The sequence below is a fragment of the Kitasatospora sp. NPDC127121 genome, from assembly GCF_042677305.1.
GTDB lineage: Bacteria > Actinomycetota > Actinomycetes > Streptomycetales > Streptomycetaceae > Kitasatospora.
Genome location: NZ_JBHXTQ010000002.1, coordinates 171621 through 192696, shown reverse-complemented (window position 1 = coordinate 192696; position 21076 = coordinate 171621). Strand labels below are relative to the sequence as shown.

The window sequence follows — 21076 nt, the reverse complement described above, 5'->3', positions numbered from 1 at the left end:
TCGACCGGCAATTCCATTTCCGGCGAGGCCATGACGGGAATCGAACCCGTGTACACCGCTTTGCAGACGGTTCCCTAAGCCACTCGGGCACACGGCCAGTGAATTCATAGTGGCGGAATGCGCGGGGGGCCGTCAACGGTGGAATGTAAATTCTGTATGGCGGCTTGTGCTACGGTCGGAACCAGGTGGTCGGTTGCCCGGCCGCCCCGGACGAGCGCGTCGTACCCGGTGACGACAAGACGGCGCAGTTCAGCGGCAATCCGGCCGCTGTGGACTGCGGAGGTAGGCCGTCATGGCATGGCTCGTTCTGATCATCTCGGGTGTCCTGGAGACCGTGTGGGCGGTGGCCCTGGAGTCGTCCAAGGGCTTTTCCCGGCTCACCCCCAGCCTCGTCTTCGGTGTGACCCTGCTGCTGAGCATGGGCGGGCTGGCGTACGCGATGCGCACCATTCCGATCGGCACCGGCTACGCGGTCTGGGTCGGCATCGGCGCGGTCGGCACCGCGCTCTACGGCATGGCCGTCCTGGGGGACGCGGTGACGGCGGCCCGGATCGGCTGCCTGCTGCTCATCGTCTCCGGCGTGGTCGGCCTGAAGGTGCTCCACTGACCGCCGGCTGAGCTTCCCCCTGACCCTGGTCCTAAGCCCTGCGGACTAGCTGATCACCGACTCGGGTCAGGGGTCATGAAGCCAGACGGCCCTTACGATGTTACGTATGACCACTGCCTCCCCCACCTCGGTCGACTCCGCCTCGATACCCTCCGAACCCGACCCCGGTGGCGGGGTCCTCAGTGGCCGCTACCGCGCTCTGACGCTGGGGATCGTGTCGGTGGTCCTGGTGATCGCCTTCGAGGCGACCGCCGTCAACACCGCGATGCCGACCGCGGCCCGCCAGTTGAACGGCATCGGGCTGTACGCCTTCGCCTTCTCCGGCTACTTCACCACCACGCTGTTCGCGCTGGTCGTCTCCGGGCAGTGGTGCGACCGGCGCGGGCCGTTGCAGCCGCTGTTCACCGGCATCGCGGTGTTCGGCGTGGGCCTGGTGGTGGCCGGGACGGCGCCGGGGATGTGGGTGTTCGTGACCGGGCGGGCGGTCCAGGGCCTGGGCGGCGGGCTGGTGATCGTCGCGCTGTACGTGGTGGTCGGCCGGGCCTACCCGGAGCGGCTGCGGCCGGCGGTGTTCGCGGCCTTCTCCTCGGCCTGGGTGCTGCCCTCGATCATCGGGCCGCTGGTCTCCGGCGCGATCACCCAGCACCTCGGCTGGCGCTGGGTGTTCCTGGCCGTGCCGGTGCTGATCCTGCTGCCGCTGGCCGTGATGGGCCCCGCGCTGACCCGCTCCGAGCGGGAGCACCCGGTGGCCAGGGGCGCGGAGTTCGACCGCCGGCGCACCCTGCTGGCCGCGATGGCGGCGCTCGGTGCCGGCCTGCTGCAGTACGCGGGCGGGCGGCACGACCTGATCGGGCTGCTCCCCGGGACCGTCGGGGCGGCGCTGCTGGTGCCGGCCGTCCTGGGGCTGTTGCCCGAGCGGACCCTGCGGGCCGGTCGGGGGCTGCCGGCGGTGATCCTGCTGCGCGGACTGGCGGCCGGGGCGTTCCTCGGGGCCGAGGCCTTCGTCCCGCTGATGATGACCACCGAACGCGGCCTCTCGCCGACGATGTCGGGGCTCACCCTGACCAGCGGCGGGCTCACCTGGGCGCTGGGCTCCTGGCTGCAGGGGCGGCCGGGGGCGGAGCGCTACCGCGAGGCGATGATCCGGGGCGGGTTCGTGCTGACCGCGGTGGCGATCGCGGGCGCCGCGCTGGTGCTGGTCCCGGCGGTGCCGGCCTGGGTGGCGGCGGTTGCCTGGGGTATCGGCGGCATCGGGATGGGACTGACGGTCGCGAGCGTCAGCGTGCTGATGATGAAGCTCTCCGCGCCGGAGGACGCCGGGGTGAACTCGGCGGCCCTGCAGATGAGCGACGCGCTGGGCAACGTCCTGCTGACGGGCCTGGCGGGAGTGATGTTCGCGGTGCTGGGCGGCGGCTCGCTCGCCGCCGCCCACGAGGGTGCCGGGGCCGCCGGCTCGTCCGGTGCCGCCGGGTCGCCCGTGGCGTTCGCGGTGATCCTGCTGGCCATGGCCGGCGTGGCGCTGCTGGGGGCGCTGCTCTCCGGCCGGGTCCGGACCAGGTCCTGAGGGTCAGCCGGCGGCGGCGGGCACCGGCGGTGCCCCGGGGGTGCCGAGGAAGGCCTCCCAGCCGCCGGTCGGCGCCTGGCCCGGGGCGAGGCCCTGGAGCTTGCGCAGCACCGCCGGGTCCTGGGCGTCCAGCCAGTCCACCAGTTGGCGGAACGAGACCAGCCGGACCTCCGGCTTGTCCGCGATGGTCCGGAGCACGTCCTCGACGGCGTTCATGTAGATGCCGCCGTTCCACTCCTCGAAGTGGTTGCCGATGACGTACGGTGCCCGGTTGCCGTTGTAGGTGCGGTCGAAGCCCAGCAGGTAGGAGTCGCGGGCCTGGGCCTGGAAGCCCGGGTAGAGCGCCGGGTCGGCCTTGGTGTTGGGGCCGCACTGGTTGTACATGATGTTGTAGTCCATCGACAGCACCTGGAAGGTGTGCCCAGGGAAGGGGATGGACTGCAGCGGGAGGTCCCAGAGCGCGCCGCCCTGGATCTTCTGCGGCCACACCTGGGTGCCGTTGCCGCTGCTGTCGTAGCGCCAGCCGCGCTTGACCGCGGTGGGCAGCAGGTTGCGCTGGCCCTCCAGGCAGGGGGTGCGGCTGCCGATCAGCTCCCTGTGGTAGTCGAAGGGCAGCGCCGGCAGGTCGGTGAAGCCGGTGTTGGTGCGCCAGTTCGTCACGAAGTCCATGGCCTGCTGGATCTCGCTGTCCCACTCCTCCGGGGACCACTTGCCGACGCCGGTGGAGCCGCAGAAGTGGCCGTTGAAGTGGGTGCCGATCTCGTGGCCCTCCAGCCAGGCCGCGTGCACGTTCTCCAGGGTGTCGTGGATGTGCTGGTCGGTGAGGTAGCCGATCTCGGAGGCGCCGACCTTGTGCTGCGGGGGGCGGTAGAGGTCCTTCTTGGACTCGGGCAGCAGGTAGAGGCCGCTGAGGAAGAAGGTCATCGAGGCGTTGTGCTCCTGCGCCAGCCGGCGGAAGCGGGCGAACAGGCCGTTGTCGAGTTCGCCGGCGCCGTCCCAGGAGAAGACCACGAACTGCGGCGGCCTCTCGCCGGCCTTGAGCCGCTCGGGGGTGGGCTGGTGGGGCTGGGCCCCGGTGTCGGAGGTGGAGCCGTCGCCGATCAGGACGGCCTGCGGCTCGGCGGTGTCCGTGGGGCCGGCACTCTCGTCGACGGCCGCGCCGGTGGGGGGGACGGCCGAGCCGATCATCGGCTTGTCGGCGCTGTTGCTTCCACAGCCGGTCGCCAGGGTGGCGGCGGAGGCCGCACCGGCGGCCAGCAGGGTGCGGCGGGAGAGAGCGGCCATGGTCACTCCGTTCATGAGGCGTTCGGCAGGCGTACAGGCGTGCGGAAATCCGGTCGGACAAGTGGGGTGATAGAACCCGTGACCGGGTCAGCATGCCAGCTGGGCCCGATCGGTCGACGAGGCGCCACCCGAGGTCGTCATCGATCGCCCGATTGACGCAACCGGACAGGCCCCCCGCGCCGTCGAAGCTCGTACCGAGGCGTTCCGGTGGCGCCGTCACCTGGGAAACGGCCGTCGCGTTCCGTCACCGGGTGCCCACTGGGCGCACGGATTCGGGCGATTGCCCTGCCGAACGGGGGGTGTCATTACGCCCATCGTGTGGACGTGCTTTAAGGTCCGATCCGATTGAATTGTTTCCCAGGAAACTCCCAGGATCGGGAATCCGTCGGTAGAGGGGAGCGCCCGTGGGCGTCCAGCAGAGCAGGAGCCCGTGGCCGGGCACCCTGGCGGCCGGTGCCGCGCTGGTACTCGGCGCCTGGCTGCTGCACGACGGCGGGCAGGGCGCGCTGCCGCCCGCCCCCGGCAGCACCCAGACGCTGTCCGGCTTCGCCCCGGTCTCCGTCGCCCCGCCACTGGGCCCGTCCGACCCCACCCGCATCCGCATCCCGGCCGTCCGGCTGGACGCCCCGGTCACCGCGCTCGGCCTCGACCCCGACGGCCACCTCCAGGCCCCGCCCGAGGCGGACCGCAACCTGGCGGGCTGGTACCGCGGCGGGGCCAGCCCCGGGCAGCGCGGCACCGCCATCCTGGCCGGGCACGTCGACAACAAGGCCGGCCCGGCCGTCTTCTACAACCTGGGGGCGCTCCGGCGCGGAGACCGGATCGAGATCGCCCGCGCGGACGGCGCCGTCGCCGTCTACCAGCTGTACGCCATCGAAGTGCACGACCGAAAGGACTTCCCGGACGACCGGGTCTACCGCCAGGCCGCCGACGCTCAGCTGCGGGTCATCACCTGCGGCGGCGCGTACAGCGCCGAGCACGGCTACGAGGGCAACGTCGTCGCCTACGGCTTCCTGGCCGACACCACCCGGCCGGGCAAAGCCGCATGACCACGCTGACCCTCGCCACCCGCTGGAACCCGATCGACTGGCCGCTCACCCACGGCCCGATCCCGTACGCCGTGCTCGCCGCGGGCTGGGGGTCGCTGGTCCTGCTCGCGTTCTCCCGCCACGAACGCTGGCGGGCCCCGCGCCTCTTCGGCGCCCTGATGCTGGCCGGAACGCTCACCGCCCTGGTGAAGCTCGGCGTCGACGGCTGGTGGCACCCCTTCCCGGAGGGCACACCGGACTTCGTCCTGCGCTGGATAGCCGTCGCGCTGTTCGCGATATCCCTGGTCTGCTTCCGCGCGCCGCTGCTCGCCGTCCGCCGGCGGCTGCTGGCGACCGGAGCCGCCGTCCTGGTGCTGCTGATGGCCGCCTCGCAGGTCAACCGGGGCTTCGACCAGTACCCGACCGCCCGGGCCATGCTGGTGCCCGAGATCCAGGCGCTGACCACGGGCAAGGTGGCCAGCACCGTCGCCGCCTCGCCCGGCAAGCCCGTCGAGGAGCTCTGGCACGCGCCGCCCGGCCTGCCCGCGAAGGGCACCCTCTCCACCGTGACCATCCCCGGCGCCAAGTCCGGCTTCACGGCCCGCGACGGGTACGTCTACCTGCCGCCCGCCTACCAGGCCAATCCCCGGCCGCTGCTGCCCGTCGTGGTGCTGCTGCCCGGCCAGCCCGGCGCCCCGGTGGACTGGATCACCTCCGGGGCCATCCAGGAGACCCTGGACGCCTTCGCCGCCGACCACCAGGGCCTGGCCCCGATCGTGGTGGTCGCCGACCCCACCGGCAGCCCGTTCACCAACACGCTCTGCATGGACTCCCGGATCGCCAAGGCGCACACCTACCTGGCCACCGACGTCCCGGACTGGATCCACCACAACCTGCAGACCGCCACCGGCCGGGGCGCCTTCGCCATCGGCGGGCTCTCGCTCGGCGGCACCTGCTCGCTCCAGCTGGCCGTCAACGCACCCGGGGTCTACGGCACCTTCCTGGACATCTCCGGCCAGGACGAGCCGACCCTGGGCGACCGCGGCGAGACCGTCGACAAGGCCTTCGGCGGTGACGAGGCCGCGTTCGACGCCGTCGACCCGGTGCACGTCATGGCCCGGCAGAAGTTCCCCGACACCGCAGGCATGTTCGTGGTCGGCGCCAACGACCCGGACTTCCGACCCATGCAGGAGAAGGCCTATGCGGCGGCACAGGCGGCCGGAATGAAGGTCGGCTACCAGACCATCCCCGGCTGGCACAGCTGGGTCGTGTTCCGCCAGGCCTTCGAACAGAATCTGACCTGGCTCTCCCAGCAGACCGGACTGATCCGGTGATCCGGCTCCCCGCGGCCCCCGCGCCGGCCAAGGAACAGGAGTGGCCGTCGGACCGCGCGCCGGTCGCCGGAACGCCGGAGCCGCGCCCGCAGCGGGCCTGGCGGGCCACCCGGACGTTCGGCGTGTGGCTGCGCTCGGCGCCGCTCACCCTGGTGCTGCTGGCCGGGCTCTGGGCGCTCGGCGCGGCCACCGGCAGCCTGGCCCACGGGCCGTCCGAGCGGCTGCTCGACCGGGTCGGCGTCGGCGTGCCCACGCTCGCCGAGGGCCACTGGTGGACGCCGTTCACCTCGCTGTTCTGGTGCTCCGGCCTGGGCTCGTACGTCTTCACCAGCCTGCTGCTGGTCCTGGTCGGCCCGGCCGCCGAGCACCGGCTCGGGTGGCTGCGCACGCTCGCGGTACTGGTCGGCGGGCAGCTGGCGGGCACCCTGCTCGGTACCGGGCTGATCGCGGTCGGCTCCCGGGTCGGCGAGCAGTGGACCGTCTCGGTGGCCGACCAGACCTCGGTCGGCCCCGGCGTCGGCCTGTTCGCGCTGGCCGGGGTGCTCGGCTACCGGCTCACCGTGCTCTGGCGCCGCCGGCTGCACCTGCTGGTGCTGCTCGCCCCGCTGGTCATGACGCTCTACGTGGGTCACCTGCAGAGCGTCCAGCGGTGCGCCGCCGCGTTCGTCGGGCTGGGCGCCGGCGCGCTGCTCGCCCGGGGCGGGCTGCACCTGCGCACCCACCGCTCCTCGCACTCCGAGACCCGGGTGCTGGTGGCGCTCTGCCTGGTCGCCGCCGCCCTCGGGCCGCTGATCGCCTCGCTGTACGACAACGCCAGCGGGCCGTTCAACACCTTCTCCGAGCTGTACTTCTCGCACCGGCTCAGCCCGGAGGAGGTGGCCGACTTCTGCGCGCTGTCGGCGCACGACTGCGCCCGCGCGCACGCCGTCGAGCGGATCTTCGACACCCCGGGCCGGCTGATGGCCGCGCTGTTCCCGGCGCTGCTGCTGGTCCTGGCCGAGGGGCTGCGCCGGGGGCTGCGGCTCGCCTGGCGGATCACCGTCGCCACCGAGCTGCTCTGGGCGGCGCTGCTGGGCTGGCTGTACCTCGACTCCGGCCCGGTCAGCGGCGACGTGGTCCAGTACTTCGTCGAGGCGCTGCTGCTGCCGCTGCTCACCCTCGGCCTGCTGCTGGCCACCCGGCAGCGCTTCCGGCTGCGGCTGGCCGGCCGGGCGGTGCTGCGGCTGGGCGCGCTGCTCGGCGGCGCCGCCCTGGCGGCCTCGGCCGCGTACGTGGGGCTCGGGCGCCTCGCGGCCGACCAGTTCGAGCCGGGGGCGAACATCCGCCGGCTGCTGCACGGGCTGCCCGCGCAGTTCCTGCCGCCCGCCTACAACGACCTGCTGCCGGACTACCCGATCGCGGTCGGCCCGGTGGCGCTGTTCCTGGAGACGTACTGCGGGCTGGCCTTCTGGGTGGTCGCGCTGACCGCGCTGCTGCTGGCCTTCCGCCGGCCGGTGCTGCACACCGACGCGGAGGCGGCCGCCCGGGCCAGGGCGCTGCTCACCGCGTACGGCGGCGGGACGCTGTCCTTCATCACCACCTGGGACGGCAACCACTACTGGTTCGACGAGGAGGGCCGGGCGGCCGTCGCCTACCGGGTGCACAACACGGTGGCGCTGACCACCGGCGACCCGTTCGGCGCGCCGGAGGCCCGGGCCCGGGCGGTGGCCGGGTTCGCCCGGTTCTGCGACCAGCGCGGCTGGACCCCGTGCTTCTACAGCGTCTCCCCGCAGACCCGGGAGGCCACCGCGCAGCTCGGCTGGCGCTCGGTGCAGGTCGCCGAGGACACCGTGGTGGCGCTGCCCGAGCTGGCCTTCACCGGCCGCAAGTGGCAGGACATCCGGACCGCGCTGAACAAGGCCGGCAAGCAGGGCATCACCGCCGAGTGGTGGTCCCACCACGAGGCGCCGCGCGCGCTGCGGGACCAGATCCGGGCGATCTCCGAGGAGTGGGTCTCCGAGAAGGGCCTGCCCGAGATGGGCTTCACGCTCGGCGGACTGGAGGAGCTGGACGACCCGGACGTACGGGTGCTGATCGCGGTGGACGAGCAGCGCGTCGTGCACGGGCTGACCAGCTGGATGCCGGTGTACGAGAACGGCGTGCCGGTCGGCTGGACGCTGGACTTCATGCGCCGGCGCTCGGACGGCTTCCGCGGCGTCAACGAGTTCCTGATCGCCTCGGCCGCGCTGGGCTTCAAGGAGGAGGGTGCGCGCTTCCTGTCGCTGTCCGGCGCGCCGCTGGCCCGCTCCGGGCAGGACGAGGAGCCCTCCGGCCTGCAGCGGATGCTGGACTGGATGGGACGGGTGCTGGAGCCGGTGTACGGCTTCCGCTCGCTGCTCGCGTTCAAGTCGAAGTTCCAGCCGGAGTACCGGCCGATGTACATGGCCTACCCCGACCCCGCCGCGCTGCCGAGCATCACCCGGGCGATCGGCAAGGCCTACCTGCCGCACCTGACGCCGGCGCAGGGCGTCCGGTTGATGCGCAGGCTGTCGGGCTGAGGAGCCCCGGGCCCCGGACCCGGGTGACGGCCGGAAGCGCGGTGGCGCCCCCGGACGCCGGCCCCGCGCGCCGCTCAGCCGAGCAGTTCGGCGAGCGCGCGGTCGGCGTCCAGGTGCAGGTGCTCCTCGCCCTCGGGGACGAGCAGCCGGCTGCGCCACAGGAAGCGGCGCAGGTCGGTGGTGTCGAACTGGAGCAGCGCGGTGCCCTCCGGCGCCCGCAGTTCGACCATGGTGCGCCGGCCGACCGCGGGCCGGACGTGGACGTCGCCGACGCCGGCCGGCAGCTCAAGGCCGGCCGAGAGCAGCTGGCGGGCGAAGACCCAGACGATGTCGTCGGCGCCGTCCGTGCCCGGGCCCGCGCCGCCGTCCGCCGGTTCGTCCAGCGAGAACTCGGCGGGGAAGGCCATCCGGACGGCGAGCGGGTCCTCCGGCAGGTAGCTCAGGACCACCCGCAGCCGGACGGAGCGGTGGAGCGAGAGGATCAGACGGGCCTGGACGGTCTCTTCGGCGGCGGTGTGCACGGCGAGTCCCTTCGGGTCGGTGTGAGGCCGGTCGACAAGGGGGAGGGTTGGGGCGGCCTCACCCTGGTGAGAGTCCCGGGACCGGCCGTGATTACTCGGTTTCGGAACCGATCGGATGTGATCCGGGTCACGTCGATTTCCGGCCGCCCGGGCCCGGCGCGGAGCCTCGCCTGGCCGCCCCGACGGCGCCGGGCCGGTACGCTGGGCGGGTTGTCCGATCGCCGCCCTTCCGCGGGGCGGGGCTGAGAAACCGCCCCTGACCTGCGATGATCCCCCCTCGGAGACCGTGAGTACTGCCGCCGCCTCCTCGATGCCGCTGTTCTCCGACGTGTCGGAGCCGCAGGCGCCCGCCCGGGGTGCCGGACCCGCCGCGTCCGCCGCCTCGCACCACCTCTCGCCGGCCTTCCCCGGCCGCGCCCCCTGGGGCACCGCGGGCAAGCTGCGGGCCTGGCAGCAGGGCGCGCTGGACAGGTACATCGAGACGCAGCCGCGCGACTTCCTCGCGGTCGCCACCCCGGGCGCCGGTAAGACCACCTTCGCGCTCACCCTGGCCTCGTACCTGCTGCACAACCACCTGGTGCAGCAGGTGACCGTCGTCGCGCCGACCGAGCACCTGAAGAAGCAGTGGGCCGAGGCCGCCGCACGGATAGGCATCCGGCTCGACCCGGCCTACTCCTCCGGCCCGCTCTCCCGGGACTACCACGGCATCGTGGTCACCTACGCGGGCGTCGGGGTCAACCCGATGCTGCACCGCAACCGGACCGAGGCGCGCAAGACCCTCGTGATCATGGACGAGATCCACCACGCCGGCGACTCCAAGTCCTGGGGCGAGGCCTGCTTCGAGGCCTTCGAGCCGGCCACCCGCCGCCTGGCGCTGACCGGGACGCCGTTCCGCTCCGACACCAACCCGATCCCGTTCGTCCAGTACGAGGCCGGAGGCGACGGCATCCGCAAGTCCGTCGCCGACTACACCTACGGCTACGGGCACGCGCTCGCCGACCACGTCGTCCGCCCGGTGATCTTCCTCAGCTACAGCGGCAACATGCGCTGGCGCACCAAGTCCGGTGACGAGCTGGAGGCCCGGCTCGGCGAGCCGATGACCAAGGACCTGATCGCCCAGGCCTGGCGCACCGCGCTGGCCCCGCAGGGCGAGTGGATCCCGTCCGTGCTGCAGGCCGCCGACCGGCGGCTGTCCGAGGTCCGCAAGGCGATCCCGGACGCCGGCGGGCTGGTCATCGCCACCGACCAGAACACCGCGCGCGCCTACGCCAAGATCCTGCGCGAGATCTCCGGCGAGAAGGCCACCGTCGTGCTCTCCGACGAGACCGAGGCCTCCCAGCGGATCTCCGACTACGCGGCCGGGGACTCGCGCTGGATGGTCGCGGTCCGGATGGTGTCCGAAGGCGTCGACGTGCCCCGGCTGTGCGTCGGGGTGTACGCCACCTCGATCTCCACCCCGCTGTTCTTCGCCCAGGCCGTCGGCCGCTTCGTACGAGCCCGCAAACGCGGCGAGACCGCCTCGGTGTTCCTGCCGACCATCCCGACGCTGCTCGGCTTCGCCAACGAGATGGAGGTCCAGCGCGACCACGTGCTGGACCGGCCGAAGAAGGAGGGCGAGGGCCTCTTCGACGAGGAGGACCGGCTGCTCGCCGAGGCCGAGCGGGCCAACGACGGGCCGGACGGCGCGGGCGGCGACGAGTTCTCCTACGAGGCGATCGGCTCCGACGCGGTCTTCGACCGGGTGCTGTACAACTCCATGGAGTTCGGCATGCAGGCCCACCCGGGGAGCGAGGAGGAGGACGACTACCTCGGCATCCCGGGCCTGCTGGAGCCGGACCAGGTGCAGATGCTGCTGCAGAAGCGCCAGCACCGGCAGATCCAGCGCAGCAAGGGCAAGCCCGCCGAGGAGGCCGACCTGCTGGAGCTGCCGGCCGAACAGCGGCCGGTCGTCACCCACCAGGAACTCCGGGAGCTGCGCAAGGAGCTGAACGCGCTGGTGGCCGCCTGGCACCACCGCACCGACCAGCCGCACGGCACCGTCCACAACGAGCTGCGCCGCCAGTGCGGCGGCCCGCTGACCGCGCAGGCCACCGCGAACCAGCTGAAGGCGCGGATCGCCAAGATCCGCGAGTGGGCGAAGTAGCCGCGGAATCGGTCGCGGAATCGGTCGCGGGAACGGCACGGCGCGCGGCCGCGGGCCGGCCGCCCCGCTCCCGTGTGTCCGGACTCCGGAGCGCGGCCGGACCCGCGCGCTGACGGGCCCGGAGAAATACGGGCATTTGTCCCGGTTCCGTCGCGCTGTTGAGAACGATCACGCCCGAATTTTGGACAACCACTTCCGTCACGACATTTCCTTCACTACCTTTCCCCCACGCTCTTCCACCGGGCAACCCCCACAGGACGGGCGCCGCAGGACCGCACGCACGTCAAGGACGACACCGCGAGCGGTCCGAGCGCGGCCACCCCACCTGCGCGCGACACCGAACCCGGTCCGGCGCCGCCTGCCCCCGCGAGCGCCGCGGAAAGGATGCCCGTCGTGACTGCCGAGACCTCCCAGACCCTGGACCGTGGCGTCCGGGTCCTCAAACTCCTCGCCGACTCCGAGCGCGGGCTCACCGTCACCGAGCTGGCCGCCCGACTGGCCGTCAACCGCACCGTCGTCTACCGGCTGCTGGCCACCCTGGAACAGCACGGCCTAGTCCGCCGGGACATCGGCGGCCGCGCCCGGGTCGGCCTGGGCGTCCTGCGCCTGGCCCACCGCGTGCACCCGCTGCTGCGCGAGGCCGCGCTGCCGGCCCTGCGCAGCCTGGCCGAGGACCTCGGCGCCACCGCCCACCTCACCCTGGTGGACGGCAACGAGGCGCTGGCCGTCGCCGTGGTCGAGCCGAGCTGGACCGACTTCCACGTCGCCTACCGCACCGGGCTGCGCCACCCGCTCGGCGAGAGCGCCGCCGGCCGGGCCATCCTGGAGGCGCGCACCTTCCCCAGCCAGCGCCGGCCGGAGCAGGGCTTCGTCATCACCCGTGCGGAGGAGCAGTCCGGGGCCTGCGGCGCGGCCGCCGCGCTGATCGGACTGAGCGGCATCGAGGGCAGCGTCGGCGTGGTGATGCTGAACGGGATGGTCCCCGAGCGGGTCGGCCCCCGGGTGGTGGAGGCGGCGACCGAGGTCGCCGACGCGCTGCGGTAGGCCGGCACGGGCCCCGGTGTGTTTGGATTCCCCTTGTGTCCGACACCAAGCTGCCCAAGGCCCTCACCTCCCCGCGGACCCGCGCGCTCACGCTCTGCGGGGTGCTGGTCGCCGCGCTGTTCGGCGTGGCCGCCTTCGTCCCGCTGCCGTACACGCTGACCTGGCCGGGCCTGACCGCGGACACCCTCGGCACGTACAAGGACAAGCCGGTCCTCACCGTGACCGGGGCGCCGCTGCGCACCACCGAGGGCGAGCTGCGGATGGTCACCATCTCGGCCACCAACCCGGGCGAGAAGACCACCTTCTGGCGCGCGCTCCAGGCCTGGTTCGACCAGGACGAGGCGGTGCGCCCGACCGACACGGTCTACCAGCCGGGCAACCCGGCCAAGGCCGAGGAGCAGACCGCCCAGCAGATGGCCGAGTCGCAGAACAGCGCCACCGCCGCCGCGCTCGGCTACCTCCACCTCTCGCCGGACCAGGTCAAGGTGAAGGTCGACCTGGGTGACGTCGGCGGCCCGAGCGCCGGGCAGATGCTGGCGCTGGGCATCATCGACAAGCTCGCCGGCGACGGCAAGGGCGGCGACCTCACCGGCGGGCTCACGATCGCGGGCACCGGCACCATCGACGACCAGGGCGTCGTCGGCGCGGTCGGCGGCGTCCCGCTCAAGACCCAGGCGGCCGCCCGGGACGGCGCGACGGTGTTCCTGCTGCCCAAGGACGAGTGCACGGACGCCAAGGTCAACACGCCCAAGGCGCTGCGCCTGGTGCCGGTCGGCACGCTCGGCGAGGCGGTCTCGGCACTGGAGGCGCTGAAGAGCGGCGGCAGCGTCCCCAGCTGCTGACCGGGGCGCAGGCCGCTGCCGCCGGGCGCGGGCCCTACTCGGCGGCGGCCTGGTCCACCAGCGGCAGGATGCGGTACGGCACCGGGTTCTCCAGCGCGATCGCGGTGGCCGAGCGGACGATCCCGTCGAAGCCCACCACCCGGTCGATCACCCGTTGCAGATCGGCGTTGGAGCGGGCCACGATCCGCACCATCATGTCCCCGGCCCCGGTGATGGTGTGCAGTTCCAGCACCTCCGGCACGCTCGCCAGGTGCGCCCGGACGTCGGCGCCCTGGCCCTGGGAGATCTCCAGGGTGGCGAAGGCCGTCACCGGGTAGCCGAGCGCCGCCGGGTCGACCTCCGGGCCGAAGCCGCCGATCACCCCCTTGGCCTGCAACCGGTCCAGCCGGGCCTGCACGGTGCCCCGGGCGACCTGGAGCCGGCGCGAGCACTCCAGCACCCCGATCCGGGGCTCCTCGGCGAGCAGCCGGATCAGCCGGCCGTCCAGTGTGTCGATCGAGTCGTTCCCGCCGCCTGTCCCGGGAGCGGCCGAAGCGCCCGGCGGAGCGGGGGAGTTGGGCGAGCCGGGGGAGCTCGGGGACTGGGCGTGGGGCATCGCGGCTCCGTCCTCCGGTGGGCATTGTGTACAGCGGCGCCGCCGATTCTCCCGCCCCGGCGCACAGCTTGACCAGGAGGAAACGGAACAGTTGCGCGCCGGTCGGCTCGGCGCCACCCTCCAGCCACAACGCCGTGCGCCGGGCCCCACACCGGCGCACGGTCGCACCCGCCGTGGTCCGCACGCCTACCGGGAGGGCCGTCATGACCGACACCGCCGCCGAACCCGTCCTGCTCGCCGCAGGGCTTGGAGAGTCCGCCCCCCTCCCGATGGGCCGCGCCGACGCGGTGGTCTTCGCGGTCGGCGACGCCGAGCGGGCCGCCCGCCGCTACACCGCCGCGCTCGGGCTGCGCTGTACCGCGTACGCCGGGCCGGAGACCGGGGAGCCGGAGACGGTCTCGTACGTGCTGGACGCGCCCGGGACCAGGATCGTGCTCACCTCGCTGGTCCAGGTGATCGGCCCGCGCGGCCGGGAGCTGGCCGCGCACCTCGCCCGGCACGGGGACGGGGTGCTGGACCTCGCGGTGAGCGTGCCGGACGTCTTCTACGCGTACGACTACGCGGTGGACCGGGGCGCCCTGTCGCTGGCCGAGCCGTACGAGGCGCGGGACCGCTTCGGCACGGTGGTGCTCGCGACGATCGGGGTGCCGGGCGGGACCAGGCACACCCTGGTCGACCGGTCCGGCTACGCCGGGCCGTACCTGCCGGGGTACCTGCCGTTCGAGACCTGGTGAGGGGGGCTCAGCGGATGGCCGTCTCGACCACCGGCGGGTGGCCGTTCCAGTAGACGAAGACCGAGTTGGCCTGCTCGCCCTTGGTGAAGTCCACCCGCATCCACTGGTCGCCGTTCCACACCTGCATCTGCCAGCCCGGGTCGGGGGTGGCGGAGACCAGCGAGGCCTTGTCGGGGCGGATGTCCAGGGCGACCTTGCCGCCCGGCACCGGGTAGCTCTTCACGGAGGACGTCACGGAGGACGTCGCCGTGGTGGTGGCGGAGGTGGGGCGGCGGGTGGCCGGCGGGGAGGCGGCGGAGAGGGTGGTGGCGGGGGCCGGCCCGCGCGTCGTCGTCGTGGCGGCCGTCGGGGAGGCCGGTGGTGGTGCCGGGGCCCCGGTCTGGGTGGCCGACCGCGGCTGCTCGGGGGTGACGGTCGCGGTGTGCGGCGTGCCGTCGGCCCTCGGCGAGGGCAGCGGCAGGGCCGTGGGCTGCTCGAACGCGGCGCCGGTCAGCACCGCGTGCACGCCGAGCCAGGACAGCGCCACCGCCGCCCCGGTGGCCGCCGCCCAGGCGCCGAGCTGTACCAGTCCGTTCCGCATCGTCCGCTCATCCTGCCGTATTCCGGGCCTGTGCAGCCGGGCAGCCCCGTTATTAGTCAGGGGAGTTGCACAATGTCCGGAGGCCACCCCGAGGTACAGACCACTGCCCGTCGATGGCGTACCGTGCAGGGCCATGGCAACAGTGCTCGTGGTCGAGGACGACCCCTTCGTACGATCCGCCCTCATCCGGCACCTGACCGACACCGGTCATGCGGTCCGCAGCGTGGGCACGGCACTTGAGGCGCTGCGGGAGGTCGCCCAGGTCGGCTGTGACCTGGTGATCCTCGACCTGGGCCTGCCGGACCTGGACGGCAGCGAGGCGCTCAAGATGATCCGGGGCCTGACCAATGTGCCGGTGATCATCTCGACCGCCCGTGACGACGAGGCCGAGATCGTCCGGCTGCTCAACGACGGCGCCGACGACTATCTGGTGAAACCTTTCTCCGGGGAACACCTCAGCGCCCGGATGGCCGCCGTGCTGCGCCGGCTCGGCGGCGGCGCCACCCCCGTCGCCCAGGTCCTGCGGGTCGGCGGCCTCGCCATCGACCTCCAGCGCCGCGAGGCCTCGCTGGACGGGCGGCTGCTCGACCTGACCCGCCGTGAGTTCGACCTGCTGGCCTTCCTGGCCGGGCGCCCCGGCGTGGTGGTGCCGCGCAAGGAGATCCTGGCCGAGGTCTGGCAGCAGACCTACGGCGGCGACCAGACCATCGACGTCCACCTGTCCTGGCTGCGCCGCAAGCTCGGCGAGACCGCCTCCAGCCCCCGCTACCTGCACACCGTCCGCGGAGTCGGGGTCCGGCTGGAGGCCGCCGGGGGACTGGCGGAGCACCAGACATGAGGAGGTTCGGGCGCTCGCTGCGCTGGGCCCTGATCAAGGCCGCCGTCGCCGGGACCACCATGGTCGCGCTGGCCTTCCTCATCCCGCTCGGCCTGATGGTCCAGCAGACCGCCCGGGACCACGCCTTCACCGCCGCCGAGCGGCAGGCCGCCGCGCTCGGCCCGGCCCTCGCCATCACCACCGACCAGATCGCCATCGACCGCGCCCTGGCCAGCACCGACGCCGGCGGGCAGGGCCGGATGGCGGTCCACCTGCCCGCCCCGGCCGCCCCGGACGCACTCCCCGGCGCGGGCGGCCCCGGCGGGCCCACCATCGGCGAGGCCCGGGCCGCCGCCGGCGACGTGTCCACCGCCGGCGGCCAGGGCCGCTCCTTCACCGTCGAGGTGCCCGGCGGCTACGCGCTGCTCCAGCCGGTCGCGGTGGACACCGGGCGCACCGCCGTGGTCGAGGTGTTCGTCGCCGACGGCGACCTCACCCGGGGCGTCTCCACCGCCTGGCTGGTGCTCTCGGGCGTCGCGCTCGGCCTGGTCGCCATCTCGGTCCTGGTCGCCGACCGGATGGGCGGCCGGATCGTGGCCTCCGCCCGGCGGCTCGCCGGCGCCGCCCGCTCGCTCGGCGCCGGCAACCTCGCCGTACGGGTCCCGGTGGACGGCAAGCAGGCCGCCGGCAGCCCCGAGGAACTGCGCGAAGCCGCCCACGCGTTCAACACCATGGCCGACCGGGTGGTCCAACTCCTCGCCGCCGAACGGGAACTGGCCGCCGACCTGTCCCACCGGCTGCGCACCCCGCTGACCGTGCTGCGGCTCAACGCCGCCTCACTCGGCGAGGGCGACGCCGCCGACGCCACCCGGCACGCGGTCTCCCAACTGGAGCGCGAGGTCGACCAGATCATCCGCTCGGCCCGCCGCGACCCCGAGGACGTGCCCGCCGTCGCGGTCGGCTGCGACGTCGCCGAGGTGGTCCGCGAACGGGTCGGCTTCTGGTCCGCGCTGGCCGAGGACGAGGGGCGCCGCTGGCAACTGGCCGGCGCCGACCGGGCGACGCCCGTCCCGGTCCAGCGCGCCGACCTGGCCGCCACCGTCGACGCGCTGCTCGGCAACGTCTTCCGGCACACCGCCGTCGGCACCGCCTTCTCGGTGGACGTGCTCGCCACCGAGACCTCGGTGATCGTCCTGGTCGGCGACGCCGGCCCCGGCTTCAGCGACCCGGCCGCCGCCCTCAAGCGCGGCGAGGGCCACGGCGGCGAGGGCTCCACCGGGCTCGGCCTCGACATCGTCCGCAAACTCGCCGAGTCCACCGGCGGCGACCTGGCGCTCGGCCGCTCCGCCGTGCTCGGCGGCGCCGAGATCCGGCTGCGGCTGCGGACCCGCCCGGACGGCACCCCCGCGCGGGCGGGGCGGCGGCGCAGCCGGGGCGCGCTGTTCCAGAAGTGACCGCTTTCCTCGGTCTCTTCCTCGGCGCCCGGGGGAATCGTGGTGGCCGGTTTCGCACGCACGCGCCTGATGCGCCGCCAGTTTCCGGATCTTCCTTAAGCGCGGCCTAAGGGAGTTCTTCCCCTCGCTCAGCCCGCCGGTTCGGCCCCCCGGCCGCCGCTAGCGTCGGTCGCGCCGGTCACCCGACCGAGCCGGGCCGGCCGCCCGGACGTCCGCACGCACCCGCGCCCGGACCGCGGCCGACCGACGGCACCCCGGAGGTAACGCGCCATGACCACCCAGCCCAACCGCCGCCCAGGCCGCCGCAGGCGCAGCCGCAAGGGCGCGATCGTCGGGGCCTCGGCGGTCGCCGCCGCCCTGGTCGCGGGCGGTGTCGTCGTCCTCGCCTCCTCGGCCAGCGCCGCCTCGCTCGGCGCCGTCTACAGCCGGACCAGCAGCTGGGACTCCGGCTACACCGGCCAGTACCTGGTCACCAACCCGGACAGCGGCCCGATCGAGGACTGGACGCTCAGCTTCGACCTCCCGGCCGGGGCGAAGATCGACTCGCTCTGGAACGCCACCTTCACCGCCGCCGGCCAGCACGTTACCGTCAAGCCGGAGGCGTGGAGCAAGCGGCTGGAGCCCGGCAAGAGCGTGGTGGTCGGCTTCGTCGCCCAGGGCGCCGGCGCCGCGCAGGCCGAGCCCGGCAACTGCCTGATCAACAACACCTCCTGCAAGGCCGGCGACGGCACCGCGCCCACCCCCTCGGGCCGCCCGACCGCGACGGCGACGCCCACCACCGCGCCGACCAGTCCGGTGTCGACCAGCCCCGCGCCGACCACTCCCGTGCCGACCCGGACCGGGACCGGCACCCCGGCCCCTACGGCGACGGCCACCGCGAAGCCGACCACCCCGACGCCGACCCGCACCCCGACCGCCACCCCCACGGCGACCGGTGTGCCCGTACCCCCGGCCGGCGCCGGGGCCGGCTTCGCCCCGTACGTCGACACCTCGCTCTACCCGCCGTACGACCTGGTCGCCACCGCCAAGGCCACCGGGGTCAAGAACTACACCCTCGCCTTCGTGGTGTCCGGCGGCGGCTGCCAGCCCAAGTGGGGCGGCGTCAGCGATCTGTCCGCCGACGCGGTGGCCGCCCAGATCGGCGCCCTGCGGGCGATCGGCGGCGACGTCCGGGTCTCCTTCGGCGGCGCCAACGGCAGCGAACTGGCCCTCGCCTGCGGCTCCACCGCCGACCTGGCCGCCGCCTACCAGAAGACCGTCGACGCCTACGGTCTGACCAGGCTCGACTTCGACGTCGAGGGCGGCGCGATCGCCAACACCGCCGCCAACACCCGCCGCGCCCAGGCCATCGCCCAGCTGCAGAAGAACGCCGCCGCCCAGGGCAAGGCGCTCGACGTCTCCTTCACGCTGCCCGCGCTGCCCTCCGGCCTGACCCAGGAGGGCGTCAACCTGGTCGCCGACGCCAAGAACAACGGCGTCGCGATCGGCGCGGTCAACATCATGGCCATGGACTTCGGCGACGGCGTCGCCCCGAACCCGCAGGGCCAGATGGGCAAGTACGCGATCGCCGCGGCCACCGCCACCCAGGCCCAGGTCAAGAGCGTGCTCGGACTGGACGACGCGGCCGCCTGGCGCAAGGTCGCCGTCACCCCGATGATCGGCGTCAACGACGTCGCCAGCGAGGTCTTCACCGTCGCCGACGCCAAGCAGCTCGCCGACTTCGCGGCGTCCAGGCACCTCGCCTGGCTGGCGATGTGGTCCGGCACCCGCGACAAGGCCTGCGACGGCGGGGCCAAGGCCTACGCCGATGCCAGCTGCAGCAGCATCGTCCAGCAGCCGCTGGACTTCACCCGGGCCCTCGGCGCCTACACCGGCTGAGCTGCGGGGCCGCTGAGGCTCTGAGCCTTCCCCCCCGGTGGCCCCGGCCGTCCGTGCTCCGCCCGCAACGGAGTACGGCCGGTCGGGGCCCATTCGTCACCCTGCGTGATCATCCGTGCCCAGGCCCGGTCGGCCCGCATCCGGTATCGTCGGCGATTGGTCGAGTGGTGGACGGAGTGGACTGGTGACAGCGGTGCAAGACGAGCGCAGCCCGGTGCGGACCGCACCCGACCCCGCGCCCGCCCCCCTGTCGGACCGGCTGCGGACCGCGCTCGGCGCCCCCGTCCGCGCGCTGCGCGAGGCCCCCCGCCGACCGCTGCTGGCCGCCTCGGCCCTGGCGCTCCTGTCCCTGGTCGTGTACGCGGTGGTCCGCCACTTCGTCAACACCTCGATGGTCGACATGATCGTCTACCGGGCCGAGGGCGCCGCCGTGGCCAACGGCACCGACCTGTACGCACTGCGCGTCACCGAGTGGAACCTGCCCGCGACCTACCCCCCGTTCGCGGCCATGCTGTTCGTGCCCACCACCTGGTTCCCGGTCCCGTTCCTCCGGGTGGCGATCACTCTCGGCAACCTCGGGCTGCTCGCCCTGCTGACCCACCTGTCCTTCAAGCTGGTCGGCTGGCCGCGCCGCGAACTGCGGCCGATCGGCGTCATCCTGGTGACCGGTCTCGGCGTCTGGCTCGAACCCGTCTTCACCACGCTCCGGTACGGCCAGATCAACCTCGCGCTCGCCTGCCTGATCCTCTGGGACCTCACCCGTTCGGACGCCCGCCGCAGCAAGGGCATGGCGATCGGCATCGCCGCCGGCCTCAAGCTCACCCCCGGCCTCTTCGCCGTCTACCTGCTGATCACCGGCCGGGTCCGGGCCGCCTTCGTGGCCGGCCTCACCTTCCTCGGCACCTTCCTGATCGGCGCCGTCGTCCTGCCCGACGCCACCTGGGGCTTCTGGACCAAGTACCTCTACGACTCCTCCCGGGTCGGCAAGACCGAGATCGTCGACAACCAGTCGCTGCGCGGCGCCCTCGCCCGGCTGCTGCACACCGCCGACCCCGGCACCCTCGCCACCCTCGCGGCCGGCCTCGTCGCGGTGGCCGGCCTCGCCGTCGCCGCCTGGGCCCACCGCAGCGCCCGCTGGCTGCCCCGGGCCGAGGCCTGGGGCGTCTGCTGCGCCGCCGTCACCGCCGTGCTGATCTCACCGATCAGCTGGACCCACCACTGGGTCTGGTGCGTGCCGGTGCTCGTACTGCTCGCCACCGAGGCCTCCGTCGAGCACGCCCGCCCGGCCGGCGTCCGCCGGCTGCGCTGGCGGGCCGCCTTCTGGGCGACGCTGCTCGCGTTCCTCTCCTTCGCGATGTGGGCCGCCAAGCCGCTCGGGCCGGCCGTCCTCCACATGGCGCCGCTGCGCCAGCTGCCGACCTCGATCTACCCGTGGGTCGGGCTCTGCTTCCTGCTCGCCGCCGCCATCCGGATAAGGGCCCGGCGACGCTCCGCCGGGGCACCGCTGGTCCGACTGCCCGGACAGCGCGACGGCGGCGGCCCGGACGCCACCCGCGGCCGTCAGCAGGCCCCCGCGGCCCGCTGAGCCGGCGGGGGCGCGGCTCCCGTCGCGTCGCGCGGTCCCGGCCGGGTGCGCGGCCGAGGCTTTGTGCCCGTTCGCGGGCGTGCGCGTGCTCACGCAAGCAGGTCCGCGAGCGATCCGTCCATGTCCAGCGCGGCCATCTCGCTGCCCGGCGGGACCAGCCGGTGGGCCCGCTCCAGCCAGGCCGCGACGACCGGCAGCGGCGCCTCCAGCAGGGCGTCCCCGGCCGGGGAGCTCAGCGCCAGGCAGAGCACGCTGCGCCGGCCCGAGCGGGTCGGCCAGATCCGCACGTCGCCCTGGCCGCACGGCCGGAAGGTGCCCTCGACCAGCAGCTCGCGGGCGAACACCCAGGTCACCGGGGAGCCGGTGTCCAGGTGGAAGGTGATGTGCACCGCGTACGGGTCGTGGCTGCCGTAGGACAGCCGGGCCGGGACGGGGACGCTGTGCTCGGGGGAGAGCACCAGGTTCAGCTCCAGTTCGTGCTCGACCACGCTGGTGGGGCGCTCCATGATCGTCTTCCTCTCTGCCTTCG

The 21076-nt window shown here is 73.7% G+C and carries 18 protein-coding genes, 1 tRNA gene and 1 riboswitch; of the genes, 13 read left to right on the top strand and 6 right to left on the bottom strand.

What is annotated here, in order from left to right; translation table 11 throughout:
• Nucleotides 1-25 precede the first annotated feature (25 nt).
• A tRNA-Cys gene (locus ACFVHI_RS03135) sits at nt 26-97 on the bottom strand.
• An 85-nt stretch (nt 98-182) separates the two neighbouring features.
• A riboswitch (guanidine-III (ykkC-III) riboswitch) is annotated at nt 183-249 on the top strand.
• A 43-nt stretch (nt 250-292) separates the two neighbouring features.
• Here ACFVHI_RS03135 and ACFVHI_RS03130 point away from each other — a divergent pair.
• Entirely contained in the window at nt 293-607 is a 315-nt protein-coding gene (locus tag ACFVHI_RS03130; RefSeq protein WP_063349183.1) for a multidrug efflux SMR transporter, read from the top strand.
• A gap of 106 nt (nt 608-713) precedes the next feature.
• A complete protein-coding gene (locus tag ACFVHI_RS03125; protein WP_380335217.1) occupies nt 714-2171 on the top strand; it encodes an MFS transporter in 1458 nt (485 codons plus the stop codon).
• Nucleotides 2172-2174: 3 nt separating this feature from the next.
• On the opposite strand, the gene ACFVHI_RS03120 is transcribed toward ACFVHI_RS03125, so the two are convergent.
• A complete protein-coding gene (locus tag ACFVHI_RS03120; protein WP_380335215.1) occupies nt 2175-3455 on the bottom strand; it encodes a hypothetical protein in 1281 nt (426 codons plus the stop codon).
• A 404-nt stretch (nt 3456-3859) separates the two neighbouring features.
• Between ACFVHI_RS03120 and ACFVHI_RS03115 the strand changes: the two genes are divergently transcribed.
• From ACFVHI_RS03115 to ACFVHI_RS03105, 3 genes are read left to right on the top strand one after another with little or no spacing between them, the layout of a single operon-like run.
• Nucleotides 3860-4504, top strand: coding sequence for a class F sortase (locus ACFVHI_RS03115; RefSeq protein WP_063349186.1), 645 nt, complete (start codon nt 3860-3862; stop codon nt 4502-4504).
• Nucleotides 4501-5817, top strand: a complete 1317-nt coding sequence (locus ACFVHI_RS03110; protein WP_063349187.1) for an alpha/beta hydrolase family protein — start codon at nt 4501-4503, stop codon at nt 5815-5817. The genes ACFVHI_RS03115 and ACFVHI_RS03110 overlap by 4 nt, the downstream gene beginning before the upstream one ends.
• A complete protein-coding gene (locus tag ACFVHI_RS03105) occupies nt 5814-8354 on the top strand; it encodes a phosphatidylglycerol lysyltransferase domain-containing protein (RefSeq protein ID WP_079135850.1) in 2541 nt (846 codons plus the stop codon). Before ACFVHI_RS03110 ends, ACFVHI_RS03105 begins: the two co-directional genes overlap by 4 nt.
• Before the next feature lie 74 nt (nt 8355-8428).
• On the opposite strand, the gene ACFVHI_RS03100 is transcribed toward ACFVHI_RS03105, so the two are convergent.
• Nucleotides 8429-8875 (bottom strand): SsgA family sporulation/cell division regulator, encoded by a 447-nt coding sequence (locus tag ACFVHI_RS03100; protein ID WP_380335212.1) that lies wholly within the window; start codon nt 8873-8875, stop codon nt 8429-8431.
• 310 nt (nt 8876-9185) lie between these two features.
• Between ACFVHI_RS03100 and ACFVHI_RS03095 the strand changes: the two genes are divergently transcribed.
• The 3 genes from ACFVHI_RS03095 to ACFVHI_RS03085 all read left to right on the top strand — a co-directional run bounded on the left by ACFVHI_RS03095 (nt 9186) and on the right by ACFVHI_RS03085 (nt 12904).
• Entirely contained in the window at nt 9186-11018 is a 1833-nt protein-coding gene (locus ACFVHI_RS03095; protein ID WP_063349189.1) for a DEAD/DEAH box helicase, read from the top strand.
• A gap of 393 nt (nt 11019-11411) precedes the next feature.
• A complete protein-coding gene (locus ACFVHI_RS03090; protein WP_063349190.1) occupies nt 11412-12062 on the top strand; it encodes an IclR family transcriptional regulator in 651 nt (216 codons plus the stop codon).
• Between the two features lie 35 nt (nt 12063-12097).
• Nucleotides 12098-12904, top strand: a complete 807-nt coding sequence (locus ACFVHI_RS03085; RefSeq protein WP_244293447.1) for a S16 family serine protease — start codon at nt 12098-12100, stop codon at nt 12902-12904.
• A gap of 34 nt (nt 12905-12938) precedes the next feature.
• On the opposite strand, the gene ACFVHI_RS03080 is transcribed toward ACFVHI_RS03085, so the two are convergent.
• Nucleotides 12939-13499, bottom strand: coding sequence for an Lrp/AsnC family transcriptional regulator (locus ACFVHI_RS03080; protein WP_244293448.1), 561 nt, complete (start codon nt 13497-13499; stop codon nt 12939-12941).
• 203 nt (nt 13500-13702) lie between these two features.
• Between ACFVHI_RS03080 and ACFVHI_RS03075 the strand changes: the two genes are divergently transcribed.
• Nucleotides 13703-14233, top strand: a complete 531-nt coding sequence (locus ACFVHI_RS03075; RefSeq protein ID WP_063349191.1) for a VOC family protein — start codon at nt 13703-13705, stop codon at nt 14231-14233.
• Nucleotides 14234-14240: 7 nt separating this feature from the next.
• On the opposite strand, the gene ACFVHI_RS03070 is transcribed toward ACFVHI_RS03075, so the two are convergent.
• Nucleotides 14241-14813, bottom strand: a complete 573-nt coding sequence (locus ACFVHI_RS03070) for a hypothetical protein (protein ID WP_380335208.1) — start codon at nt 14811-14813, stop codon at nt 14241-14243.
• Between the two features lie 133 nt (nt 14814-14946).
• Between ACFVHI_RS03070 and ACFVHI_RS03065 the strand changes: the two genes are divergently transcribed.
• From ACFVHI_RS03065 to ACFVHI_RS03050, 4 genes are all read left to right on the top strand, one after another.
• Nucleotides 14947-15651 carry a response regulator transcription factor gene (locus ACFVHI_RS03065; protein ID WP_380335205.1) on the top strand — a complete coding sequence of 235 codons (705 nt, stop codon included), beginning with the start codon at nt 14947-14949 and terminating at the stop codon, nt 15649-15651.
• A complete protein-coding gene (locus ACFVHI_RS03060; protein WP_380335202.1) occupies nt 15648-17084 on the top strand; it encodes a sensor histidine kinase in 1437 nt (478 codons plus the stop codon). Before ACFVHI_RS03065 ends, ACFVHI_RS03060 begins: the two co-directional genes overlap by 4 nt.
• 270 nt (nt 17085-17354) lie before the next feature.
• Entirely contained in the window at nt 17355-18962 is a 1608-nt protein-coding gene (locus ACFVHI_RS03055; protein WP_380335199.1) for a cellulose binding domain-containing protein, read from the top strand.
• 184 nt (nt 18963-19146) lie between these two features.
• Nucleotides 19147-20547 carry a glycosyltransferase 87 family protein gene (locus ACFVHI_RS03050; protein WP_380335196.1) on the top strand — a complete coding sequence of 467 codons (1401 nt, stop codon included), beginning with the start codon at nt 19147-19149 and terminating at the stop codon, nt 20545-20547.
• Between the two features lie 89 nt (nt 20548-20636).
• On the opposite strand, the gene ACFVHI_RS03045 is transcribed toward ACFVHI_RS03050, so the two are convergent.
• Nucleotides 20637-21053, bottom strand: coding sequence for an SsgA family sporulation/cell division regulator (locus tag ACFVHI_RS03045; RefSeq protein WP_063349195.1), 417 nt, complete (start codon nt 21051-21053; stop codon nt 20637-20639).
• Between the last annotated feature and the right edge of the window lie 23 nt (nt 21054-21076).

What these genes read in the sequence shown, in the direction of transcription:
- ACFVHI_RS03070 (WP_380335208.1), bottom strand. Translation starts at nt 14,813, where the DNA reads ATGCGGAACGGACTGGTACAGCTCGGCGCCTGGGCGGCGGCCACCGGG.
- ACFVHI_RS03130 (WP_063349183.1), top strand. Translation starts at nt 293, where the DNA reads ATGGCATGGCTCGTTCTGATCATCTCGGGTGTCCTGGAGACCGTGTGG.
- ACFVHI_RS03080 (WP_244293448.1), bottom strand. Translation starts at nt 13,499, where the DNA reads ATGCCCCACGCCCAGTCCCCGAGCTCCCCCGGCTCGCCCAACTCCCCC.
- ACFVHI_RS03055 (WP_380335199.1), top strand. Translation starts at nt 17,355, where the DNA reads ATGACCACCCAGCCCAACCGCCGCCCAGGCCGCCGCAGGCGCAGCCGC.
- ACFVHI_RS03060 (WP_380335202.1), top strand. Translation starts at nt 15,648, where the DNA reads ATGAGGAGGTTCGGGCGCTCGCTGCGCTGGGCCCTGATCAAGGCCGCC.
- ACFVHI_RS03095 (WP_063349189.1), top strand. Translation starts at nt 9,186, where the DNA reads ATGCCGCTGTTCTCCGACGTGTCGGAGCCGCAGGCGCCCGCCCGGGGT.
- ACFVHI_RS03120 (WP_380335215.1), bottom strand. Translation starts at nt 3,455, where the DNA reads ATGGCCGCTCTCTCCCGCCGCACCCTGCTGGCCGCCGGTGCGGCCTCC.
- ACFVHI_RS03045 (WP_063349195.1), bottom strand. Translation starts at nt 21,053, where the DNA reads ATGGAGCGCCCCACCAGCGTGGTCGAGCACGAACTGGAGCTGAACCTG.
- ACFVHI_RS03065 (WP_380335205.1), top strand. Translation starts at nt 14,947, where the DNA reads ATGGCAACAGTGCTCGTGGTCGAGGACGACCCCTTCGTACGATCCGCC.
- ACFVHI_RS03125 (WP_380335217.1), top strand. Translation starts at nt 714, where the DNA reads ATGACCACTGCCTCCCCCACCTCGGTCGACTCCGCCTCGATACCCTCC.
- ACFVHI_RS03110 (WP_063349187.1), top strand. Translation starts at nt 4,501, where the DNA reads ATGACCACGCTGACCCTCGCCACCCGCTGGAACCCGATCGACTGGCCG.
- ACFVHI_RS03075 (WP_063349191.1), top strand. Translation starts at nt 13,703, where the DNA reads ATGACCGACACCGCCGCCGAACCCGTCCTGCTCGCCGCAGGGCTTGGA.